Source organism: Dyadobacter sp. 676 (assembly GCF_040448675.1).
GTDB lineage: Bacteria > Bacteroidota > Bacteroidia > Cytophagales > Spirosomataceae > Dyadobacter.
Map to the genome: position 1 here is coordinate 36,286 of NZ_CP159289.1, position 22,375 is coordinate 58,660.

At 46.8% G+C, this 22,375-nt stretch carries 17 protein-coding genes, 1 pseudogene and 1 CRISPR repeat array; of the genes and pseudogenes, 4 read left to right on the forward strand and 14 right to left on the reverse strand.

Annotated elements, in window-relative coordinates:
• Positions 1-36: 36 nt before the first annotated feature.
• From ABV298_RS00220 to ABV298_RS00230, 3 genes are all read left to right on the forward strand, one after another.
• The gene (locus ABV298_RS00220; RefSeq protein ID WP_353720200.1) at positions 37-492 is read left to right on the forward strand and encodes a helix-turn-helix transcriptional regulator; all 456 of its coding nucleotides are present in this window, start codon (positions 37-39) and stop codon (positions 490-492) included.
• Positions 493-807: 315 nt separating this feature from the next.
• Positions 808-1,275, forward strand: a complete 468-nt coding sequence (locus ABV298_RS00225) for an Arm DNA-binding domain-containing protein (protein ID WP_353720201.1) — start codon at positions 808-810, stop codon at positions 1,273-1,275.
• 191 nt (positions 1,276-1,466) lie between these two features.
• Entirely contained in the window at positions 1,467-1,637 is a 171-nt protein-coding gene (locus tag ABV298_RS00230) for a tyrosine-type recombinase/integrase (RefSeq protein WP_353723282.1), read from the forward strand.
• Between the two features lie 190 nt (positions 1,638-1,827).
• Here ABV298_RS00230 and ABV298_RS00235 read toward each other — a convergent pair.
• From ABV298_RS00235 to ABV298_RS00290, 12 genes and pseudogenes are all read right to left on the reverse strand, one after another.
• Positions 1,828-2,326, reverse strand: a pseudogene (locus ABV298_RS00235) (IS481 family transposase); the annotation flags it as partial.
• A 40-nt stretch (positions 2,327-2,366) separates the two neighbouring features.
• Positions 2,367-3,848: direct repeats of the CRISPR family, unit length 30 nt; unit sequence ATTTCAATTCCACAATGGTACGATTAGGAC.
• A gap of 212 nt (positions 3,849-4,060) precedes the next feature.
• Positions 4,061-4,324, reverse strand: coding sequence for a CRISPR-associated endonuclease Cas2 (cas2, locus tag ABV298_RS00240; protein ID WP_353720202.1), 264 nt, complete (start codon positions 4,322-4,324; stop codon positions 4,061-4,063).
• 80 nt (positions 4,325-4,404) lie between these two features.
• Complete coding sequence (cas1b, locus tag ABV298_RS00245) at positions 4,405-5,409, reverse strand: type I-B CRISPR-associated endonuclease Cas1b (protein ID WP_353720203.1); 1,005 nt, start codon at positions 5,407-5,409, stop codon at positions 4,405-4,407.
• A gap of 40 nt (positions 5,410-5,449) precedes the next feature.
• Complete coding sequence (cas4, locus tag ABV298_RS00250; protein ID WP_353720204.1) at positions 5,450-5,989, reverse strand: CRISPR-associated protein Cas4; 540 nt, start codon at positions 5,987-5,989, stop codon at positions 5,450-5,452.
• A gap of 2 nt (positions 5,990-5,991) precedes the next feature.
• Positions 5,992-6,186: a hypothetical protein gene (locus tag ABV298_RS00255; RefSeq protein WP_353720205.1), complete on the reverse strand. Its 195-nt coding sequence runs from the start codon at positions 6,184-6,186 to the stop codon at positions 5,992-5,994.
• Between the two features lie 118 nt (positions 6,187-6,304).
• On the reverse strand, positions 6,305-8,764 hold the full coding sequence (gene cas3, locus ABV298_RS00260; protein ID WP_353720206.1) for a CRISPR-associated helicase Cas3': 2,460 nt from the start codon (positions 8,762-8,764) through the stop codon (positions 6,305-6,307).
• Positions 8,748-9,551 (reverse strand): CRISPR-associated protein Cas5, encoded by an 804-nt coding sequence (gene cas5, locus ABV298_RS00265; protein WP_353720207.1) that lies wholly within the window; start codon positions 9,549-9,551, stop codon positions 8,748-8,750. The genes cas3 and cas5 overlap by 17 nt, the downstream gene beginning before the upstream one ends.
• 2 nt (positions 9,552-9,553) lie before the next feature.
• A complete protein-coding gene (locus tag ABV298_RS00270) occupies positions 9,554-10,486 on the reverse strand; it encodes a type I CRISPR-associated protein Cas7 (RefSeq protein ID WP_353720208.1) in 933 nt (310 codons plus the stop codon).
• Between the two features lie 27 nt (positions 10,487-10,513).
• Entirely contained in the window at positions 10,514-12,391 is a 1,878-nt protein-coding gene (locus ABV298_RS00275; RefSeq protein WP_353720209.1) for a hypothetical protein, read from the reverse strand.
• A 108-nt stretch (positions 12,392-12,499) separates the two neighbouring features.
• A complete protein-coding gene (cas6, locus tag ABV298_RS00280; protein ID WP_353720210.1) occupies positions 12,500-13,318 on the reverse strand; it encodes a CRISPR-associated endoribonuclease Cas6 in 819 nt (272 codons plus the stop codon).
• Positions 13,319-13,850: 532 nt separating this feature from the next.
• Positions 13,851-14,099 carry a Kazal-type serine protease inhibitor domain-containing protein gene (locus tag ABV298_RS00285; RefSeq protein ID WP_353720211.1) on the reverse strand — a complete coding sequence of 83 codons (249 nt, stop codon included), beginning with the start codon at positions 14,097-14,099 and terminating at the stop codon, positions 13,851-13,853.
• 326 nt (positions 14,100-14,425) lie between these two features.
• Entirely contained in the window at positions 14,426-15,808 is a 1,383-nt protein-coding gene (locus ABV298_RS00290; protein WP_353720212.1) for a T9SS type A sorting domain-containing protein, read from the reverse strand.
• A 568-nt stretch (positions 15,809-16,376) separates the two neighbouring features.
• Here ABV298_RS00290 and ABV298_RS00295 point away from each other — a divergent pair.
• Entirely contained in the window at positions 16,377-16,970 is a 594-nt protein-coding gene (locus tag ABV298_RS00295; protein WP_353720213.1) for a uracil-DNA glycosylase family protein, read from the forward strand.
• Between the two features lie 218 nt (positions 16,971-17,188).
• On the opposite strand, the gene ABV298_RS00300 is transcribed toward ABV298_RS00295, so the two are convergent.
• Both ABV298_RS00300 and ABV298_RS00305 read right to left on the reverse strand, forming a co-directional pair.
• The gene (locus ABV298_RS00300; protein ID WP_353720214.1) at positions 17,189-18,688 is read right to left on the reverse strand and encodes a SusD/RagB family nutrient-binding outer membrane lipoprotein; all 1,500 of its coding nucleotides are present in this window, start codon (positions 18,686-18,688) and stop codon (positions 17,189-17,191) included.
• A 28-nt stretch (positions 18,689-18,716) separates the two neighbouring features.
• Positions 18,717-22,358, reverse strand: coding sequence for a SusC/RagA family TonB-linked outer membrane protein (locus ABV298_RS00305; protein ID WP_353720215.1), 3,642 nt, complete (start codon positions 22,356-22,358; stop codon positions 18,717-18,719).
• Positions 22,359-22,375 lie beyond the last annotated feature (17 nt).

Consider the following 22,375-nt stretch of genomic DNA (forward strand, 5'->3'; position numbering starts at 1 on the left):
ATGTTTGATAAAGTCAAATAAAATTTTGTACTAACCATGACAAGACCACCTATTGGCCTGATAATCAAGACGATTATTAAGCAAAAAAATTTATCTCCAACGCGAATCGCTCGTGACCTAGGCATCTCGAAACAACAGGTGTACAATACTTACGTCCGGGCAAGTTTGCAGGAAGGTGAAATTGATCGCTGGGCAGAAGTATTAGGCGTCAGCGTTGACGAATTAGTCAATTATCAATTTGAGCCAAGTAATGGCTCTGATGCCGACGGTAGCAGCGAGGTATTGGATCTGATAAAGAAAATGTTCGAGCAGGAGTTGAAAGAAAAGAATGAGCAAATCCGAGCCTTGCAGGAAAACTTACGGGCGTCTCAAGAAGCCTTGAAGCTTTCACAACAGATGCAATCTGTATTGCTGGGAAAGTCGCCTGAGTATTCGGATCGTAGTATAATACCCCTTCACAGGAACAGAATCCAGGCATTGGCCGGGGTTTAGGTATTATTCCGGGTACTCATTAATGATTGATACCATAATTAATTGATTGTTAATTAGATACCCACTGGTTTTAAGCCCAGCGGGATCACAAGAAAGCGCCTCAAAGGGCGCTTTTTTCGTTTAAAAACGTCATTTTTTCACTGTTTTCGAAGATAAGCATATCATTCTGATTCATTCCAGATCAAAGCATTCGGTAACCTATTCGGTAACCTGCTTTGCTTACTAAATTAGGTTACCGAATGGACATGTTTGACAGAGGCGATTTTGACCAAGGTTTCTCAAACATCAATGTTTTTCTAACCTTAAACTGTGAGGATGATGAATTTCAAACAGAACCTGACTGTACTTTTCTGGCTGTACAGACAAAAAGCGAAAGCAGACGGCAAAGCTCCCATTTACGCGAGAATCACAATCGACGGTAAGTACACCGAAATGTCAACCGGAAAGAAAGTAAACCCGGCATCCTGGGACTTGGATGCTAAACAGGTCACTGGCTCAGGACTGGAAGTGAAACTGGCGAATCAGAAACTGGCCCAACTACAAACTGATGTCGAGCGCATCTTCAACGGCCTTCAAACGCAGTTCCCACACGTCACTCCGGCGATGGTCAAAAATGTTTACCAGGGAAAACCCGCGGTCGAGCAGCCTAAGCTTGCTAAACCGGCAGCAAAGAACGAGCAAACCGTCCTGGAAGTCTTTGACGAGTCCATTGCTAAATTTGAGAAACGGGTCGAACGGGAGAATGCTTCTTTCGAGACACTGGAAGCATTGGCGCAGCACTAAAAAGAAGGTAGCTGCATTTATCAAATATCACTTCGACCGCGAGGACATTCACTTTTCCTCCCTTCCAGACACCTTTGCCGACGACCTCTATGATTATTTGACGCTACACGTTTATGTGAAATCCGAGATGTTAATGGAGGTATCAGAAGGCTCGACACACACACGACGCCCGGCATTTCTTCACGGATATGATGCTTAACAATGGCGTTCCTATGGAAGATGTCAGCAAAATGCTGGGCCACCGGAGTATCAGAACCACCATGCGCTACTGCCGCATAAGAAAATCTCGCATCAGCGAAAATGTGGCCAAAGTCCGAGATAGGTTATTCTCTCGGTCGGGTTTGCGACGATCAGTGTCCTGAATCGGGCATTAAAGTAAAGGTTGAAACCGCCGACGTTAGTCGATTTTTGAAGTGACGTCGGCGGTTGAGTGTAAATTACGGCGCCAGTAACCACCGCCGGATTACTAGGCGGCCCCATAGTTCACCCTCACGCGTCTCGAATGAAAGTTAACGGTTAATCTTTCATTCAGCTAATCTAAAGGGCGGCCCCGTCAGTCCCCCGGTCAGTGAGTATACGTAGAAGATCAATTTCTTGCTCCTGATAAAATGGGAGCACTTTATCGTTGAGCATGTCTGCGGCGCCCAGAGCATTTTTACGATCATAGACCTTTGCAAACGCCACACGGCTATATGTGTCAATGAATGTTTGCTGGTAGATTTGCCAACACCCTTTATGTATCCACGTAGTAAGTGTCCTGGGCGCCAAGATAACCTGGGTGATGCGTTTCAATTTCACCTTTGCTTTGCGCTTCTTCCTTTTTTCGTTCAAGAGCCGCAACCTGCACATCGGTAAGGATCAATCCCTCCTGGGCAACCTTAGCATCCAATGCTTTCAACCGCTTTTGAAACGTTTCCAGGTCATGTCTGACCCAAACACAGCGAATAGTTGAAGGCGCGACAAAGATCCCGCGTTTTCTCAACTCGTTAGATGCCCGCTGCTGTCGAAAAGCAGGTGATTCAATTGCGTAAGCTACCACCACATCCTCAGACGAGAAATAGCCGAAAGGCACGGGATATCCGATATTAGCTATTTCAATTCCACAAGGGTACGATTAGGACGGGAAGGGACTCCGCTGCGCCAGGTATTCGACCGGATATTTCAATTCCACAATGGTACGATTAGGACCGCTGCTAATCTTGGGTCTACTTCTGTTTTGGATAGATTTCAATTCCACAATGGTACGATTAGGACCCCCTATTGCGTAGGAGGTATTTTCTACGATGTTTTATTTCAATTCCACAATGGTACGATTAGGACTGACCTCGATATGCTCGAAACCTTCTTCAATACCATATTTCAATTCCACAATGGTACGATTAGGACTCCCATCCGTCGTCGTAGTATCGACGATTGCTTTCATTTCAATTCCACAATGGTACGATTAGGACTCGAAATCCTGAAAACGCAGACCTCCCCCGGTTGGAGATTTCAATTCCACAATGGTACGATTAGGACCCATCTTTCGTTTTCGTTTAAGGGGTTACTAGCTCAATTTCAATTCCACAATGGTACGATTAGGACGGAAGTCACAGTGGATTTTCTGATCCACGCCCGCTAATTTCAATTCCACAATGGTACGATTAGGACTCGGAGAGATGCTATGCCCTCGTTGGCTACTTTGGCATTTCAATTCCACAATGGTACGATTAGGACTTCTTGCCGGTAATGACCGACGATCCAGACAGGGTATTTCAATTCCACAATGGTACGATTAGGACAAGCGGATCGCCTTCCTCGCAGGAAAACAACATTGTAAATTTCAATTCCACAATGGTACGATTAGGACGCAGCACTAAGAAAATCCATTCGGTTACTTTTTAAATTTCAATTCCACAATGGTACGATTAGGACTCACCGGTTATGAGGCTTATATTATCCCCCTCATCATTTCAATTCCACAATGGTACGATTAGGACCATAGCCATTGCCGCGAAGTATTCGCGCTTTGTGATATTTCAATTCCACAATGGTACGATTAGGACCGCAACTGCTGGCGCCTGACGCAAGCCGTGACTATCATTTCAATTCCACAATGGTACGATTAGGACCGGAAAGACGGCGTTCATTTTAAACTGAATCGGATAATTTCAATTCCACAATGGTACGATTAGGACAGAAACTTCTGTCGGGGCTGCTTCTGGTCGCCTTGCATTTCAATTCCACAATGGTACGATTAGGACCGCTTACTGCATAGCGAGAGTGGTTATGAACATAAATATTTCAATTCCACAATGGTACGATTAGGACAAGGCGTAGGTTCATAGTTCTTTCCAGCCTATATCTAATTTCAATTCCACAATGGTACGATTAGGACTAGTACCAGCTCCAACGGTATGGTATAGTTGACCGCATTTCAATTCCACAATGGTACGATTAGGACTCTTTCGTTTTCGTTTAAGGGGTTACTTCTTGCACATTTCAATTCCACAATGGTACGATTAGGACTTCCTTGCCAACTCCGGATAAGAGTCGTCATACTTATTTCAATTCCACAATGGTACGATTAGGACCCGTTGCGGAAACGGGCCTGTTTTACAATAAACGCATATTTTTCCGTTTAAAACAAACAAAAAAATCGTCGATATCCGATCATATGATTTTGATGGGATATCGACGACTGTTGAAAATCAGCATGTTAAGCAGCTACCACAGCCGCCCGTATAATTTTCAGGACATCAAAGAAAATACCGGGAACAACTTCGACGACTTCGGTCGCCGCAGATTATAGAAAATTATCTGTCGGCATGCGTTCCTGGCCGATCACTTCCTTGTCCAGCCAACGCTCGTCCCGGCTCTTGAAGATAATCAAACTATCCTGGTCCTCTTCCATAATCTTGCGCGCATTATGGATCATTTCCTTCAATTTCACTTCTGTAATCTCCCCTTCAAAAACCGAATTCTGTATCCAGTTCAGATATTTGCGGCAATGCTTTAGCATCTTCCCGACTCGCTTTTCCCCGATATCGTAAACCAGGATAACGTACATGATTCAGTACTTTAAAATAAGCAGATAAAGCAAAAATTATCTTACAAATGCCCGTTATCATAGCAGGACAATCTCCAAATTCACCACATCATCCGAAACGGCTTGTAATCCTCCATCCCCAAAAGATGCTTCTGCAATTTGTAGCATTCCAGTTTTACCAAATGTTTATAGCTAACGCTCCTTCCTAAACTCCGATGCTTAAACGTTTCCTTTAAGCGCTCCTCGAATGTCTGTACAAATGTTTTACGCGCTCCTTCCTTCAACACGCATCTGTTCAATTCCTGGCGAAAGTCCGACGCCTGAATCTGACGCTTGTTAAGCATGCTGAAAATCGTCCGGTCGACAAGCAACGGTTTGAAAATTTCCGCCAGGTCGAGGGCCAGCGAGAAACGCCGCGCGCCAGGCTCATGCAGGAAACTGATCGTCGGATTAAGTTGCGTATGATAGATCTGGTCCAGACAAACGGTGTAGCAAAGCATATTGCCAAATGATATCAGCGCGTTGATTTCATTTCTGGGTGGCCGCTTGCTCCGGCCTCCCATTTCAAAATCATTAATAATAATATCGAACGAATCATAATAAGCCTGACGGATATTCCCTTCGATACCCATCAACTCCGCAATCTTAGTGGCCTCATTGATCATTGCATGATAACTCTCGATTTTAGCGACAGAACTACTGACGTCCTTACCCCTGTTGGCGTAATAGGCGAGATTCTTGGAGATATTAAAAGATGCACCCTCTACAAGCTTACAGGCAATCAGCTGTCGTTTTTTCTCTGACAAATAATGGCGTGTCTGCTCTACCTGCATCTTACCTGCCAGCAAATATTCCTTAGGCATAAACGATCCGGTATAATGCTCATAATAATCGAAAAAATGGACTGCAACCTGATGCTTTCCTAAAAAATTGTACAACGCACTGTTGGCGTCGAGACTTCCGAAGCAATACAAATTATCGACAGTCTCGATGGGCAGGTACCTGGGCTGCAATTCGTTTCCATCTTCATCTACCGGCTGAAAACAAAGCGTATTGTCCTTTCGAGATAAGCGCCCCGGGTTAAACAAGTAAAAAGATTTTTTCATTGACCATCGTTTTATGGTAGCCTGCGATTACCTGTGTGAATTATTCCTCCGTCGTCCAGCAAAAATCAAAGTAACTGCACGATTTACACTTTGACTTGGTCAGCAAAGGCGGGCATTGTTCCGTTTCTATAATTCGTGTAGCATCGGCAATCCAACCCTCCAGAATCTTCTCCCCTTCCCGGTCCAGCTCCACCCTCTCGGTCTGCCGGAGTTTGGGATATTCGATGATCCCATACTCCGCCCTGACGTTGTTTTTTCGCAGAACATAGAGATAGAACTGTACCTGCGCGATATGCGCCGTCTCCTTCGCCGCCGACTTCTTTACCTCGTGAACCACGCCACTATAGGGGTCATAAAAATCGATTTTCGCCGCCAGCCCGGTTCCATCCGGAACATCCGGCTCCACCGATATCTCAACCTCCGTGTACCGCTCCGCCCGCTGCGGGTAGCTTGTTTCGCCGATTAACTTTCCCTCATATACGACGTCCGACGTATGCTCCATCCGGATCGCATGCGCGTGTAGCCACATTTCCCGCTTGCATACATGATAGAGATTGATGAGGGTAGCGTTGATGTTCATGGTTATAAGAACAGGTTTTCGCCGTCATTGTCTAACTCCGCCTCGCTCAGACCACCTTCCAAGGTATAAATTCGTTCCAAATCGGAATCGCGTGCGTGGAGGTACAAAAACCCGAATTTTTCTTCCCCGAATCCCAAAGCTTTGATTTTGTCGACCGTCCTGGAATGCGAAAAAAGCGAAAACGTGAACTTGGACATGACGCTCTGCAAGGTTTTATATAAAACCGCTCCTCCCATATCAAATCCTATCTTCTTCCTCCTGTTTTCCATGGCTTGAAAAATCAACGATTCGTACAGTTCCCAGATCTTCTCTCCTTCAATATGTAAGTCCCCCCTTATTGTACACCTCTGACTTTTCCAAAAAATCCAGATCCTTCTTCGAAAAGATGGCCTCCCCATCGCCCTGGTCAATCGCTATTTTTATGGGAACAAAAACGGTTTCGCTTTGCTGGTCGATGATCCTGAACTCACGATTAACTACCTCATAACTAAGCTTATTAATCCCGTTTTCCAGAAAAGAATTTGTGAAATTATCGGACCATCCCGCATTTCCATTGAAGCTATCCATACGCTTAAAAACCAATTCGTACAAGTATTTAAAATTTTTGTCCTTCAAAATGTGTTCATACTCGTCCCGGGAGATTCGTTCGCTGGTTACTTTAAATCGGCTATCATTTTTATAAAGCAATTTCGGGTCATCAACTCTAAACAGGTATACCTCGCAATTCATCTTTGAGGCATTTCGGTTGACCCTTCCCGCCAATTGCTCGTCACTGTCCAATAATGATATGTTTTTAAATCCTAAATCCATATCGATATCCACACCTGCTTCTACAACTTGCGTAGTGATTAGCAAAATGTTTTTATCGGCATTAACCTTATCCTTCAAATACGCTATTATTTTTCTCCTCTGCGGCTCTAATATCGTTCCTGAAAGCACAAATATTTCATCAAAACCATGGTCGATACAATCCATGATAATTTTAAATTCCGACGCAGATTTCTTATAAATAAATTCCACCATCGTATGTACCCTGCCATTCTGCTGCCCACGAAGTCTTGATTTATCTATGACGAATTGTGCCAGTTCGTCTAACTGCAAATCTCTTCGTGCAAAAAGCTCGAAATTAAATCTAACCCGTTCTGCAAAATTTGGATTGACAATGTATTTTCGCGCATTCGGAAGCAGCTCTATAAATTCTGGTTTGACAATAGAAGGAATGTTCAAGTCACTGATTTTAGGTAACGTTGCCGACATCAGAATAAATCGGATGTTGAATGGAACTGCATATTGCCCGATGAAATACAACATTCTGTCCCAGATTCCGGGGTTATAGGTCTGGAGCTCGTCAATCACAACAACGGAATTAGCCAACCGATGCAGAAGATAATTTGCTTCCTTCCTGTTGGTTTTCAGAACTTCAAAAAATTTCACATGTGAAAGGACTGTGAGCGGGTAGAGTGCAAACAGATTATCGATAAAGTCCTTCTTTTCCGACCCGTATTCGCCATCCCTCCTCTCCTCCTCAGCAACCTCCTTGCTGTGAAATCCTGCCTTCGAATGAAGCTCGACCAGTTCAGTATCATCCAGCAACAAAGTCTCCCTGAGTGCCTTGCAGGTCTGGGTTATCAGTGTTGTAAAAGGGAACACGAAATAAACTTTGTTCAACTCCGCGTTCGCTTCCATTAGCTCAGTAAGTGCGATCATGGAAAGATTCGTCTTTCCGCCACCCGTCGGAGCTTCAATGTAAAATAAATGCTTATCGGCGCGTGCCCGGACAGTCTGAATCAGTTCCACTGCCATCTCGTGCCTTAGCGCATTGAGATTTTCCCGGGACTTGTTCCTTAAATTTTCTTCATTGAACCGAAAATCATCAATATTTGAAAATATGTTTCGATTATGTTCCTGCGTGCTTCTCAAATTGAAAACTATCTGTTTAATCCGCTCACGAGTATGAAAAACACCGAAGTCCGAAGTTCTCTCCCCGCTTATGTACTCGTGCGTAGCCAGATAATCGGACGCTGTCAGTAATGAAAAGTTGAGTTTAATAAGCGCAAATAAAGAAAAATGAATGGGGAGATCTCTAAATCGCCCGAAAAAACGCGCCGTAAGCTCCTTAGGGAATTGCTGTTGAAATGCGGGATGAATATCAAATCGATACAAATCCAGGTAATTCTTCATGGCATCGACCTCATCGCCAAATCCTATGTCCCCCTCTATCGGTTTTGACAGGGACGAGGCGTGGTGCCTGAAAATAGGATACGACAGCAAAATGATAATAAAATGTATTTTCCATAAATCTCTTCCCTTGATTGGCAATGTCATCGACTCCTGCAAATGGGTAACAATGAAAAGATAAGCTCCCAAAGCCGAATGCCTCGCTCCAAGAGGATTATTTACAATCGCCCTGAATAATGGGTTGTTCATTTTACCGGGATTTGCCTGAAAATCCTCATTAACCTTTCCGAAATCATGAAAGTGAATTGCTTTTACAATAGCCCTTTTGACAAACGAAGCAATCCGATATCTGTCAACCGACTCAAACTCAATTTCTTCAATCAATTTACCAATCAGCCGATCGATCACCGGATCAAGGTTATGGACTATCACCAGGTCTTCAAAATATCTGTTTACCAGCCCCACGTGCGCTTCGAGCGATTCCGATACGCGCCCGGCCGATCTGTGCGCGAGGTATTTGTCAGCGTCTTTCAACCACTCCCTCAAATTCGGAATGGTCGAAAGAATCTCTTTTACTGAACTAAGAGAGCTGCACATAGCTTTGTAGATCACGCAAGAAATACAAGCTACCTATTGGTGTATCGGATTTCAACGAAAAGTTAGAAAATGCAAAATCGTGCATTTCATATTGAAACAATTCGGTATCGATACCAACCGGCAGGCGTTCAAAATACATAAAGGTGGTATTCCGCGATAGTACGATCTCATAAGGGTTGTAGTTTTCAAAAAAATCGTCCTCGACAATCCTGTCTTTTAATGTGACATTGCGCTTATCAACTAATGTACTAACACCAAATCCGTCCAAGCCACCCTTCCGCTCTTCAAATTCATGTTCCCGAAAAGTCGGCTCTCCGTGCTCGTCCAGCCACCAGGCCTGAAATTCATTTTTACCCAGATAAGGAATATAATCCGCCCTGCCTTCCTTCAAATTGACAAAAAGCCTTTCATGATCGGCATTCGACACGTCGAGCAGCAGGTAACATCGGTAAGCCGGTTTGATAAGCATCATCTCCTCGACCAGCAAATTTCCGTCGGCATTTGCATATCCAACGGTGTTGGTATATTTCACGGTCGTCTTCTGAAAATTGCCCCGCTCGTGGGACAATGGTTCAATTCCCACGGGCAAATCGCAAAGTCTCTGATAATATTCCGGAAGCTCACCCTTTCGTTCGTATCCTCTTAAACCGATAATCGAGCCTAAAATTCCGAGCAGCGCTGGCCTATGAAGCATATTATAGGACAATAATATCCCATCATTGTAGTCGGGCTTCTTAAAAAAACCAAAATCCGCGGTGAGATCAAATGAGACTAACTTCTTCGTCATGGTTAATTCAGTTCGAATTTTTTAGCACCTACGGGAGCATTCGACACCTTCGTAACCGCATCGTCGTAATACAATTCAATACCGGCTATTTCCGCTGCAACGCTTTGACGAGAAAGGATCGCAGATACCTTGCCAAGGTCAATTTCACGATTCTCGTTAATGAATATCGACTCCATGAAGGATGGCAACACCAGCTTGGAACCTTCTTTCAACTGTACCCAAAGTAACAATTCATTTTCGGTTCCCGATTTAGCCGCCGAATCGTAAAAGGTCACTCCGGCACGTAAAGATTCCTTCAATTTTACGATATCTCCGGAAGTCAATCCTTCGCTTCCCACTTGCCCGGCCATGTCCTCCAAATTTCGTGGATTGATCGAAAAATGGTGAACATAATGCCCTTCCTTCAATTTGAATTGAGTACCGAGTGTGGTCTGCATGGAATCAGCACTTCTATCATTCGAATTTCGGAACGGAGACGATATTTGCTCGGAATAGATAATATTTTCAGAGAAACGATTTACTCCATGGGCTATTTGAACCGTTCCGTGAAGCGACAAATTAGCACCTTCACTGGCAAATGTTCCTCCGAAGAGTCTTACGTCAATACATTCAAGCAATTTCTCCAAAATCGCTTTTCTCGCTTTGGCCCCGTCCTTTTTATCGACTTTGGGGAACTCTCCAAAAAGTTTGATATAAGTCTGGTCCAGGTCCCGCGGTTGCATCGTATCGGTTAGACTCTTAAAGTAGAAAACCCTTTCGTCCGGAAAGTTCTTCACTATATAATTTCGAATGGAGTATTTCAAAGCCTTATCCGTCGCATAGACCGTTCCATCCGGTAATGTACGTGGTTGGTGAGAAAAATCGGCATTATAATTTGAATTAATAGATTTAATAATGACGCAGCCAAATACGCGATTTTTAAATGAATTGCTCATGTTAGATGGTTTATGAATGTGAAAGGTTTATTCTGATACAGATACTTCGTGCTCCGCAGTGACGTCGGTGGGAGCCATCTCATTGTCGCTAAAAAGCGCGTTTTCTGAAAAAATACCTGCTAGTATGGTGGGGATCAGGTCGCGGACGGAATTCGTTTCAAATTCAAGAACCTCGGCAAAAGGGATTCGAAAATTAGCTGAAAAGTTTTCATGCTTGTAAGTGTCAAACATACGAGCAATTGCCTTGTTCAACTCCCTGGATCGAACTTGCTGCAAAAAGGGTTCAAGCCTTTGGTAACTTTTGTCCCCTGTCTTGCTCTTAGACATCAGATAAGCGATTACCTGCCCGACCGTAAAAGCGTACTGGTCATCTGTTTCAATAGATGCTTCTCCTTTCGTAAGCTTTTGGATAAATGCCCTGTGCTCTTTTAGTTTACTCGCCATAGTGAAAGGTTGGTTATATTTTAAGTCAAATTTTTCGGAAAGACTAAACCAGATATTCAATTTTTCACGGATAGGATAATATTGCGAATGACTGTTATTTTTAAATTCATCCAGCCTCATATCCTCTATAATACTGGCCCGCAGAATGTCATCGAACATTTGCCGGGTGACGGACCCGCGTTTGGATTTAAAGACAAAGTCATAAAATGCCCGGCGGTATCTCATGACTTGCAGATAAGTCACATCCGATTTGCAATACGCCGAATCGATGTCGTCAAAGTATTTATGCTGAAAGTCCCCCTTCTTGGTTTTGACGATAAGCGCGTTGTTAAAAATTTTAAATAGTATAATATATTGAAAATCAAAAACATTCTTTATGGCTGGCGAGTAGTTGCAGTGGAACATATCGTCCACCTTCCACGGTTTGTCATTCTCACCTGTGAGGTAATACTCAAATTTTGACACAAAATCAAAGTCCTTGATTACGCCCGCCTGATGGAAAAGCAGGTAATAATTTCCAAGTTCTGACCGATGCTTATCATAAAGTCTCTCGATAATTTCCTTGTAGCTCATTTTGCCGCCGTCCTCGGCATTCTTCTTAAAGAGGGCCAACGATTCCGTCAGTTCATCAGGGTTAATAAAAATTGGAAGAGGCCGTGGAAAAATATTCCGGCCCATTAAATCCTGAAATTCATACAGGGATTTGGCATCCTTCGCCGATATACGACCGGATATATCGAAACTTGCAGACTGATGGACTAGAAACATTTTCTTCGAAGAGAATCCATTGAAAAAATCACTGGTCCCGTACATTTCCTCGCCAACTACTTTGTTATAATCACTCGTATTGAACAGCTTATCTGATAGATACTTCGCATTAGCTGCCTGGTATTTTTCTATTGGTTCATCAAGATAAAAAATAACATATTCGGCATCCTTCATCTCCGAAAAAGCGCAAATTCTGTCCAGCCAGGCGTGCATTTTCGCTTCATTGTTCAATGCGTGCTTAAAAACTTCGACCCGCTGCCTGTCGGATTCGTTTTCCAGCAGATCCTGCCCCTTCGATAAATATGTATTAATCCGGTCATAAACTTGTGATTTGCCGCTTGCCGCGTTTACAAGATATTTTTCTCCATTCACCAGATTCTCCCTTTTCATTGCCACACAATATGGGGAGCAACTATGAATCGCCTTCGTGGGCAAATCGAAACATTTATTTGTGTTTACGCACCAGGACAATTGCGCCAAACTCGCAAAATGGTCCAACCAATTCAGTTCTTCCGGCAAAAGGCTCTTACTTTTTGTATAAACAGCCGTGACAAGTGATTCGTCAGCGAGCACATCGATTTCCGAGACAGACTGTATCCGCAGCAGAATGTGCAGTCCGTCTTTTGGTTTCAGGCCAAGAGATTTAAAATCCGGGTCTAGCGAGTTTACGAATTGAGCGATTTCTTTTATCATCGTTTCTAATAGTCAAACGGATATATTTTCATTTCTTATCACATCGTAGTCAACAGTGTAGATAAAGTCTTCCTCGAAAAACCAATCATCGAGCAAAAGATTACTATTTCACTCTACCACCTCGCAACAGCCACATCCTAACGTACTGCTATACTTTCCAATCCCGCTCGCAAGCGCAGCTTCCATGATTGCCCTGGGGGCAGTCAGATTAAATTCAAAGTTGTGATAACCAATCACCTTGGTTTGTTCATTTCCCTTTCCCTCTTTTACCAACATGCCACGCTGCTTAATTTTCTGATTGGGTAATAGCTCAAATCTGACAAGTCGTCGGGCAGTTTCCGCGTCCATCATTAAGCCGCCGTTATGTTGTATGCTCCGGTATTTGTCCACCATATTATGTGCAAGTAAAGCAGCAAACTTCTCGTCTCCCGGCATCAGGTACCGGTCCATATTTTCAATTTTCTCGGCAATTACCATCGGCGAAAGTGTGCGAAGGCGAACGGTAGGAAGATTACCGGCGGGAATTTGAACCGGCAATGTTTCCACACGTTCCACGACAAAATCCGCCCGATAATCGCGGTTATATAAACTAATCCTTTGATTCTGAAAAAGGCCGGTAATAAAACCTTCTGCCGCCTTGTCAATGTAAAAAGAAACAATTAATCCGATTTCTTTCGAACTCAATATCATATACGAGTCCCCCGGCTTGGGTCTTTCTATCTTCGGGATGATCAGGGACGAAAATGTAAAGTGCTTAAAGGTTTTACAACGATCCGGAACAACATAACCCTTTTGGTGCAAAAACGCTGCGTAGTCGGAATCGGCATTCCGCAATAATTGATAGATCCACGCTTGAAGCGGATATTGATAGTTAAATAGAAGCTGTTGCTTGTCTTTAAGGGGTTTGAGTGTCAGTTTAAAACGCATGAAAAAGATAGAAGATGGTTACATAATGCATATTAGAATTTTTCCATCAAAATATATAAGTAATTCCGAGCATATTATTTAAAGGTAAAAATCCTCTTTAACCCTAAATGAGTTTTAAATGCCTGCCCAATGCCCCGGCATTGAACTAGCCCGGCGGGACGGGCGGGAATTGCGGAAGTATTAAATTATCACATGAATCAAGCGCCAAATAGTTTAATTACTTTTAGCATTGTTACCAGGTAACATGTGCATAATTCTGGCATGAATTATTGAACCACCCAGGCGACGTTTCTTTGATGCCGCTACTTATGAAGTCATTTTTATTAATGAAAAGATACGGAAAACGGTGATGTCGAAATCGTGGGACAAATTTGCAGACAATACCGAATTTGTGGAACAATTACGTAGCTGCATCGCCCTTATTCACCAGACCGTCCGGAAAAGCCCGGCATGTCGCCTTCGAAAAGGATTGAATGCGGAGTTGGAACAGAAGCCCCCTATTTATCGACATGCCAAACCCGGGCGATTACGATTACCTGGAATCCGGACACTTGCCGCGTTGATATGAAGAGATTCCATGAGCGAGCGCTTCGCAGTCGTTGCTATATGTTTTGCCATTACACCCGCAGACAGGATCATAGGCCGCGTAGCAGCCGGAATCATTTCGTGGTTGTTCTCGACAGCCCGGATTGGGAGCATTGTCCCTGTGGCAACCGGAAAGCATTGCGGCTAAGAGTACCGGCATTGTAAACCTCGTGCGCAAAAATTCCCGAACTGTCATGGCTTTGTGATTTATCCGGGACGGATCGGGGAAATTACGATCCAGCTCCCTTGTTTTCTCGATCCTTCACCTTCATTTTTTTCAACCCGGAGACATACGTTTCGACTTCCCGTCTCGTATGGCCCCGGAACATTTGCCCTATGTATCGCTGAATCGGCCGTCACAAATCATCCCCGCACCAGCGATAAATAGCGGGTCAGCTCCGCCAATATAAGCAGCCCTCACCTCGGGGAGGACGTTGCGGCAACGCCGGGACAAAAGCCCTTTCCAAAAATGCCCTGCTGCGTATGCCGCCTTATTAAATCTCCCGTTTACGTGATGCCGCGCTATCTCTGTATAACCACTTTCGACTGATGCATCCGGCCGTCAATGTCCGTAGTGCGGACAATATACGTACCAACCGGCAGCCGGCTGATATCCAGTCTGTTGATTTTCGATCGATCCGGTTTTTGGGCCATTACGGTCACATTTTTCGAATTGATCAATTGAATATCAACCAGATCTGATTGAGAAAAAATGGATAATTCGCCAGAGACCGGGTTCGGGTAAACCATCGTGACATTAATACCATCTACCCCTTCCCGGACGATTTTGCTGTAAGCATATGTCCCATCGAGATCGACCATTTTAAGACGATAGTAAACTGTCGTTCCCGGTGCGATCGCACTGTCATCCAGGAAGCTGTAAGCATGCTTGGCACCTTTTCCCGCGACGTGTCCAATATTGACGAAACGCTTGTCCGGGCTTTCGCTTTTCTCAATTTCAAATCGGTCAAAGCCGGTTTCCTCCGATGTTTTCCAGCTAAGAAGAATTTTGTTTTCATTTTTCTTCGCCATAAAACTTACGAGCCTAACGGGCATCGGGGTTGTTCTAACATTGAAGATACACGAGGCGGCCGGGCCACAACCGGTATCAACAGTGTATGTGATTTGATGCGCCCCCTCTCCCGCAACCGATGGATCAAAGGTCGAGGTTGCACTGTTCACACCTATACCCGCATATATTCCTCCTGCATCGGCAGTAGTAGGGTTTCCCGACGAAGAGGGTAAACCGCTGACAGTAAGATTTTTCGCCCCCGTTAATGTAAACGCACTGTCAAGAACGGAGATGGTTGTATCACCTGGACAGGATACAGCAGATTGACCGTCAACCGCAATTGAACTTGCAAACGGACCGGAGGTGCACCCCTGGCTTGTGGTAGCCGTAGCATAAATATTATGGAATCCTGTACCGGCCATCGCGGGATTGAACTGGTATCCGGTTACCGAGTCTCCTGTAATCCCTGCGCCCGACCACGACACTGAAACAGGTTCCGATGGAATTGTATAAAATGACTTTATTGTTCCGAAATATTCGGGAAGGTTTGCGCTCTCGTCGATACATACAGGTATTAACCCCAAAACCTCCATTTTCTCAGGCGCGGGATTAACAGTGATTATAAATGTACAGGAAACGTTGTTTTCACCATCCTGGTAAGTATAGGTGATGGTTTTCGCCCCGGTTCCGGCTATCGCTGGTGAAAAAATTCCACCGGAAACACCCGGGCCGCTATACGTACCGCCCGCAGGACTGGCACCCGAAAGTGCGAAAGGTGCTTCATTAGCACAAACTGACCTGTCTGCGGGACACGTAGCTTGCCCTAGAACCGAGCATACCGCAACCAGCAACAACAGCAGGCTGGCAATTAAAAATTGGAAGAGGTGTTTCATAGAGGTTTTGAAGATGTAAGTGATACTTGCCGTAAACGCGTTTGGATTATAAAAGTAACCTATGTATGATATTTAACAAACACATGATGTCACCATTTTTTCAGGATTTTATCAAACCATAACAACGACACCCATCTTACCGGCCTTCTGCCATATGATGTCTGGTACAGACACTTGTCTATTTAAGTCACCGACAGTCCCTGAGCATGTAAGCTCCGGATGACGTATTGCCCCAACGGACGGTTAAGTTTTCAGAAAATATTCCGAATCCGGCTAAGTTTTTTTTCCATTCTTAAAAGAAATCATAAATCGATTACCGAAACAGCGGTGACCGGCAAGTGTGGGCGCCTGCTGTCGGCCGGTATGCAACGCCTGGAATATATATCAGGAAAAAATTGAGATATTTTCGATATTCACGCCGCCGTTGACATGCATCGGCGGGCAGTATTAAAAATTTATGACTTTTGGGCAAAACGTTATCCGATTTCATGAGCGGTTGGTCTATCCGGGTCCATCGTTACCGGACGGCATCCGCGTTATCAATCCATTTGTTGAGTCAACGACGGCTATGAATAACCTCAGGGCATTCGCAGAAAAGTACCTCGACGATCACAAACAACGCCGGATCATTCTGGGTATCAATCCGAGCCGGTTCGGTGCGGGAGTAACAGGCATCCCCTTTACAGATACTAAAAGATTGGTTAGCGAGTGTAAAATTCCATACAACGGAAAACCCACACATGAAATTTCCTCTGTTTTCATTTACGAAATGATTAATGCTTTTGGAGGCGTAAGCGATTTTTACAGCAGATTTTATATCAATTCGCCATTCCCTCTGGCGATCACGAAGATAAATTCGGAAGGAAAGGAAATCAACTATAATTATTACGACAACGCAACGCTCATGAAAGCTGTTCAACCTTTTATTGTTGAGAGTATGCGGCAGTTAATTGACCTGGGAATAGCTACGGACATCTGCTTTTGCCTTGGGACGGGAAAGAACGCCAGGTTCTTGAAGCAGCTCAATGACGATCATGGTTTTTTTCGTAAGATCATACCCTTGGAGCACCCAAGGTTTATCATGCAATATAAAAGCTCGGCAAAAAACCAGTACATCGAAAAATACATAAGGGCTTTGAGCACCGCTGAGCCCGAAAATTAGATACGCGAAATTCAATCATTCGTCCCCAAAAGCACCATACCTGTCCTGTTTTTAGCGTCAGATTACGAGATCCCTTCCCGGTGTTTGGCCGAAACCGCATTTCGTCGGGTCAATTTCTCAAATCGATACCATTTCGGCGAAGCTGCATCTATATAATAGATAAGCAGAATGCCCGGAATATTACCGATTCCGGGCATTCTGCTTACCTATATTCAATATCATCTTTTATCCCACCACACTTTTGAAACGTAGGAATCCCCATTCGACAACCGGCTTACCGCCTGCTCGTAGTTGGCTTTGTTCAAAAGCGCCTCGCGCGACGAATAGATCGTTCTTCTTGGAATCGTACCGCCGGTGGAGCCCTGGAAAGGGCCGGGCTTCAATGCGGGATATCCCATTCTCCGCCATTCGATGAATGCTTCGTACGACCGGCCGAAAAGTTGGATCCATTTCTGAGTGCCGATTTTTTCGAGCTTCTGCTCCTTAGTCAGGCCCGTCCATGAAAGTTCCTTTTCAAATGCTGCTGGAATGGCCGTGATGTTGTACGGATTCTGGGCCAACGCCGCCTTCACACCGTCCTGATAATACTTTTCGGCCTCCGCAGGAGTGCTCCCCCAGCCTTCCAGCGCCGCCTCCGCCTTGTAAAAAGATACGTCCGCAAAGGACATTACCATACACGGGATCGCCGGGCTATATTCGCGATTGAAGAAAGTAGCGGTCGAAACGGTGCTGTAATCGTCCTTGATAATGGTTTTCAGCAGTTCGTCGGTCAATGCAACGCCCATGCCCTTGTAAGCGGGCGTACCTGCCTTGACCGAATTCACCGAAGGCTGCGCGATACGCGGCAGGCGCGGGTCAGCGGTTGTTACAAGCTGTGTTACGAGTCCTTCCGCGAGGTATTTCAGGTCGGGGCTGCCGGCCAGGAACTGGTTCAGGACCGGGTGCACATTGGCGTTGGTGGCGTTGTTGTAGGTTGGTACGGTGGCGTCGTCGGCCGCGCTTTCCAGTAATGGCTGCCCCATCGCTTCCGTCACTGTCTTTTGGGCCAATGCCGGATCGGCGTAGCGGATGCGCATGCCGAGCCGCAGTTTCAGCGAATTGGCATATTTTTTCCATTTGTTAATATCCCCTTTGTAATAAAAATCCGCGCTTCCGTAGCTCGCATCGCCCGGCGTAAGTTGCGCCATGGCCGCGTCCAGGTCGCTGATCAGCGATTTGTAAATCGATTCCTGCGTGTCGAATGCAGGCTTGGTATTCACTTCGTCGGGGCCCAATGCCGTCTGCGAATACGGAACATCGCCAAAAAGGTCGGTCAGGCGCTGCCATATGGAGATTTCGACAATGCGGGCGATGGCGATCTTGCTGCGGCCCGAGGGATCGCTCTCCTTCCCTTTCAGCACTTCGTTGCGGATCTGGCTGATGTTGCGGATGAGCGTATAATGCGCGTCCCAGGTACTGTTGTCGCTCTGCTCGATGTAGCGTGAGCTCGATACCAGCACGCCGCCCGCCCAATGCTGGATCCAGGAGCCGTACTGGCTGTTGGGTACTTCGTATCCTTCCGCAAACGCGGCGTCTTTCTGCACCTTCGAGAGCAACAGGCCCGGATCGATGGTCGTTACGGAAGTTGGCGGTGTATTAATTTCCTCGAAATCGCCCGTGCAGGCCTGCGTAATACAGATCGCGCCGGTCAACAGGATGGTTTGGAATATATTTCTCATTTCTAAAAAAATTTCCGGTTTTGAACAATTACAACTCCACATTCAGGCTGACCCCGAAATACCGCAGCAACGGCAGCGCGGTCGACTCCAACCCAAGCGACGAGTTATTGACGTTGAACGATGAGGCCTCGGGCGCGAAACCTTCCGTTTTGCGCTGGAGATAGAACAGGTTACGGCCGTAAATCCCTGCACGGATGCCCTTGAACGGCGTCCGGCTCACCAGCGAATTCGGTAGCTGGTAATTCAGCGTCAGCTCGCGGAACATGATATAACTCGCGTCGTTAAGCATTTCTTCCGGGATTACGTTATCCTTGTCCGGCGCCACCACATTCCAGTAATCCTGCGCTTTCACCTGTTTGGTGTTGGCCTGACCGGTGCCTGCCCACTTGCCGTTTTCGGATTTCGACGCTACCACCCCCTCGGCCACATAAGTACCATCGCGGCCGGGCAATGTCCTTTTAATGGTGCCGTAAATGAGCTCTTCGCGCAGGCTTTGCGAATAGATTTTGCCGCCCTGGCTGATATCGAACAGTCCCGACAGGCTGATGCCCTTGTAGCGGAATGTATTATTGAAGCCGCCGATCCAGTTCGGCAGGGCATTACCCAATTCGTACAGGATTTTGGAATTGGATTTCAGCGGTAAACCGGTCGTCGGGTCGATGAGGCGGTTGCCGTTTTCATCGCGCAGCCATTGAAAACCGTTTCCGATAAGCGTTCCGAACGGCTTGCCGGGTTCGGCCACGACGTTCACACCGCGGTCGGCACCGAGTACGTAGGTATCTACCCCTTCCGCTAGCGACATTACCCGGTTGCGGTTCCTGGAAAAATTGAAAGTCGCGTCCCAGGTAAACCCGTCGGCGGTTTTTATGGGTGTGCCGTTCAATGTCAGTTCTACCCCGCGGTTGCGGATTTCACCTGCATTAATCCGCCGCGAAGCAAATGTGCTCGAAGGTGGCAGGGGCACGTCCAGGATCTGGTTTTTGGTGGATGCATTGTAATAGGCAAACGCAAGTCCGGCGCGGTTCTTGAAAAACCTGGCCTCTACACCGAACTCGATGGAAGTCGTAAGCTCATTTTTCAGGTTCGGGTCCGGAATGGTCGACGAAAACGATGCCAGAGGCACGCCCCCGTGCGCTACCTGATCCAGCGAATAGGTCCCAGTAAGCTGGTAGGGCGATCCCGAGCTACCCGCCTGCGCCACGGATGCACGTACTTTCAGAAAGCTCAATGCATTGCTCCGGATATTGAAAGCATCGGTTACCACAAAGCTCGCACTCACAGCCGGGTAAAAGAAAGAGTTGTTTTCCGGCGAAAGCGTCGAAGACCAGTCGTTGCGTGCCGAGAAATCGAGGAACAGGTATTCCTTGAACCCGACCTGCCCCGACAAATACACCGAGTTGATCGAAGATTCCGTCAAACCGAATACGTAGGAGTTGATCAGCGTATTGTTGATCGCGTACAGGCCTGGTACGATAAACTCGGTACCGGTGTTACCGGTAGTGCGCGAATAGAATTTCTGATGGTTGGCTCCCAGGTTCAGGCCCAGGGAAATGTCTTTGGTCAATTGCGGTGTGAGCGACAGCAATATGTCGCTGTTGTCTTCCCGCACGCGGGTTACTTGTTCCGATATGTCGCCATTGCGGTTGGCGCTCTGGTAAGTGCCTTTCTCGCGGTAACGCAGGCGCTGGTCGGTGTAGAAATCGGTACCTGTTTTGGCGGTCAGCCGGATCCAGTCGTTGAACTGGTAGCTCAGCCGGATCAACCCGAGCAAGCGCTGGCGGTCGTCGAAGTTGCGGGTATGATCGACGGTCCAGTACGGATTCGCAGTTGATGAATTGGTCGCGTAGGTTTTCTCCATTCCCACAAACGGAACGGTACCATACCCGAGTTGCCTGGCCACATCCTCGGCCGTCCATGCCGAATTGGCCAGGATGCTCATGGGCATGCTGCGCGGCTGGCTGATGAAAAGATAGGCCGGGTTATCGCTCGCATCCGACACCGTCGGGCGGTTCTCGCCTTTCTGACCGATGTAATTGGCTTTCACGTCGAGTTCCAGCTTGGGTGTGATCTTGGCCACTGTCCGCAGGTTTACATTGTTGCGTTTCAAGGTATTGCCCGGTGTGTAGCCGTCGATATTGGTGTGGCCGTACGATAGGCGATAGTTCACATTGTCATTTCCTCCTTCCAGGCTCAGGTTATTGACCAACTGTTTTTCTTTTCGGAAAAAGGTTTGAAACGTGTTGGGCTGCGGGCTGAAATTCAGGATATTCCCCCATTGATCTTCGTATTGCCGGCCGTCCATACGTGCACCCCAGCTCGCGCGGGTGAAACGGTCACGGCCGCCGCTGGTTTTGGGCATTCCCTGGATATTGCCGGCCTGCGCGGCTGCCCAGGTATAAATTTTACCGTCGTCGCCCCGGAAATGCGTGAACGTCCCGTCCAGCCCTTGCCCGTATTCATCCTGAAAATCAGGCAGCACCAATGCGTCTCCAACCGAGTAATCGACCCCGTATTTGACGCCGATCCCTTTTCTCGACTTACCGGATTTAGTGGTGATCAGCACTACTCCGTTACTGCCCCGCTGACCGTACAATGCGGCTGCGTTAGGCCCTTTCAGCACCGAAATGGACTCTACATCTTCCGGGTTAATGTTCGAGATACCATCCCCGTAATCGATACCGCCCGTTGCCGAGGGGGAGTTGGGATTGCTGTTATCCATCGGAATACCGTCGATCACGTACAATGGCTGGCTGTTACCAACCAGCGAATTAGAACCGCGGATAACCACCCGCGACGACCCACCTGCACCATTCGCGGAACGCGTCACCTGCACGCCCGCCATTTTACCGGCAAGGGTCGTGGCGAGGTTGGCTTCCTTGGCCATCGAAACGGCCTCCCCTCCTATTTCCTGCACCGAGTAACCCAATGCGCGTTTATCGCGTTTGATACCCAATGCCGTTACCACGACTTCCGACAGGTTTTGCGTATCTTCGGCCAGCGTGACATCGATCTCCGACAGCGTACCAACCACCACTTCTTTCCGCACATAACCTACGAAAGAAAACACGAGCGTCGCCGCACCATCTTCCACCGCGATCTCGTATTTCCCGCTCACATCCGTAGCGGTGCCTCGGCTAGTGCCTTTGACCAGCACGCTCACACCGATCAGCGGCTCGCCTTTGCTGTCGGTCACTGTCCCTTTCACGGTCGCCTCTACCGTTGCCGCCCCTGCGGCCACAGGTGCCAGCGAGGCCACCGGGGTGCCTTCCGGCAAAGCGGAAGTGTGCCGTCCGGCAGCCGGTTGCTCTTTTTTGCGGCGCGAAGCCAGGAGCACGTAGGTATTATCCTTTACCTTTCTGTATTTCAGGCCCGTCGGTGCCAATAGAGCTTCCAGGTTCTGTTCGAGCGTCTTGCTCGGATCGATGGTCTGCGACGATACCTTGAGATCGTCGAGCAGCTTTTCTTCGAAGAGGATATCGGCTCCATAGCGTTCTTTCAGTTTCAGGAGCGCGTCGCGCAGCAACATAGGCTGGCCCTGAAGGAGCTCTACCGGTGCCTGGCGGGTTTCGGGCCCCGCCCAGGCCAGCGCTTGCCCGGCGCCCGGCAAAGGGAGCAGGTTGAGCATGACATAAAGACCAACGGCCTTTGTCAGAGGTACATGTGGGTTCATGGATGTGTAATAAAAGG

What these genes read in the sequence shown, in the direction of transcription:
- ABV298_RS00220 (WP_353720200.1), top strand. Translation starts at nt 37, where the DNA reads ATGACAAGACCACCTATTGGCCTGATAATCAAGACGATTATTAAGCAA.
- ABV298_RS00225 (WP_353720201.1), top strand. Translation starts at nt 808, where the DNA reads ATGATGAATTTCAAACAGAACCTGACTGTACTTTTCTGGCTGTACAGA.
- ABV298_RS00230 (WP_353723282.1), top strand. Translation starts at nt 1,467, where the DNA reads ATGCTTAACAATGGCGTTCCTATGGAAGATGTCAGCAAAATGCTGGGC.
- cas2 (WP_353720202.1), bottom strand. Translation starts at nt 4,324, where the DNA reads ATGTACGTTATCCTGGTTTACGATATCGGGGAAAAGCGAGTCGGGAAG.
- cas1b (WP_353720203.1), bottom strand. Translation starts at nt 5,409, where the DNA reads ATGAAAAAATCTTTTTACTTGTTTAACCCGGGGCGCTTATCTCGAAAG.
- cas4 (WP_353720204.1), bottom strand. Translation starts at nt 5,989, where the DNA reads ATGAACATCAACGCTACCCTCATCAATCTCTATCATGTATGCAAGCGG.
- ABV298_RS00255 (WP_353720205.1), bottom strand. Translation starts at nt 6,186, where the DNA reads ATGTCCAAGTTCACGTTTTCGCTTTTTTCGCATTCCAGGACGGTCGAC.
- cas3 (WP_353720206.1), bottom strand. Translation starts at nt 8,764, where the DNA reads ATGTGCAGCTCTCTTAGTTCAGTAAAAGAGATTCTTTCGACCATTCCG.
- cas5 (WP_353720207.1), bottom strand. Translation starts at nt 9,551, where the DNA reads ATGACGAAGAAGTTAGTCTCATTTGATCTCACCGCGGATTTTGGTTTT.
- ABV298_RS00270 (WP_353720208.1), bottom strand. Translation starts at nt 10,486, where the DNA reads ATGAGCAATTCATTTAAAAATCGCGTATTTGGCTGCGTCATTATTAAA.
- ABV298_RS00275 (WP_353720209.1), bottom strand. Translation starts at nt 12,391, where the DNA reads ATGATAAAAGAAATCGCTCAATTCGTAAACTCGCTAGACCCGGATTTT.
- cas6 (WP_353720210.1), bottom strand. Translation starts at nt 13,318, where the DNA reads ATGCGTTTTAAACTGACACTCAAACCCCTTAAAGACAAGCAACAGCTT.
- ABV298_RS00285 (WP_353720211.1), bottom strand. Translation starts at nt 14,099, where the DNA reads ATGACAGTTCGGGAATTTTTGCGCACGAGGTTTACAATGCCGGTACTC.
- ABV298_RS00290 (WP_353720212.1), bottom strand. Translation starts at nt 15,808, where the DNA reads ATGAAACACCTCTTCCAATTTTTAATTGCCAGCCTGCTGTTGTTGCTG.
- ABV298_RS00295 (WP_353720213.1), top strand. Translation starts at nt 16,377, where the DNA reads ATGAATAACCTCAGGGCATTCGCAGAAAAGTACCTCGACGATCACAAA.
- ABV298_RS00300 (WP_353720214.1), bottom strand. Translation starts at nt 18,688, where the DNA reads ATGAGAAATATATTCCAAACCATCCTGTTGACCGGCGCGATCTGTATT.
- ABV298_RS00305 (WP_353720215.1), bottom strand. Translation starts at nt 22,358, where the DNA reads ATGAACCCACATGTACCTCTGACAAAGGCCGTTGGTCTTTATGTCATG.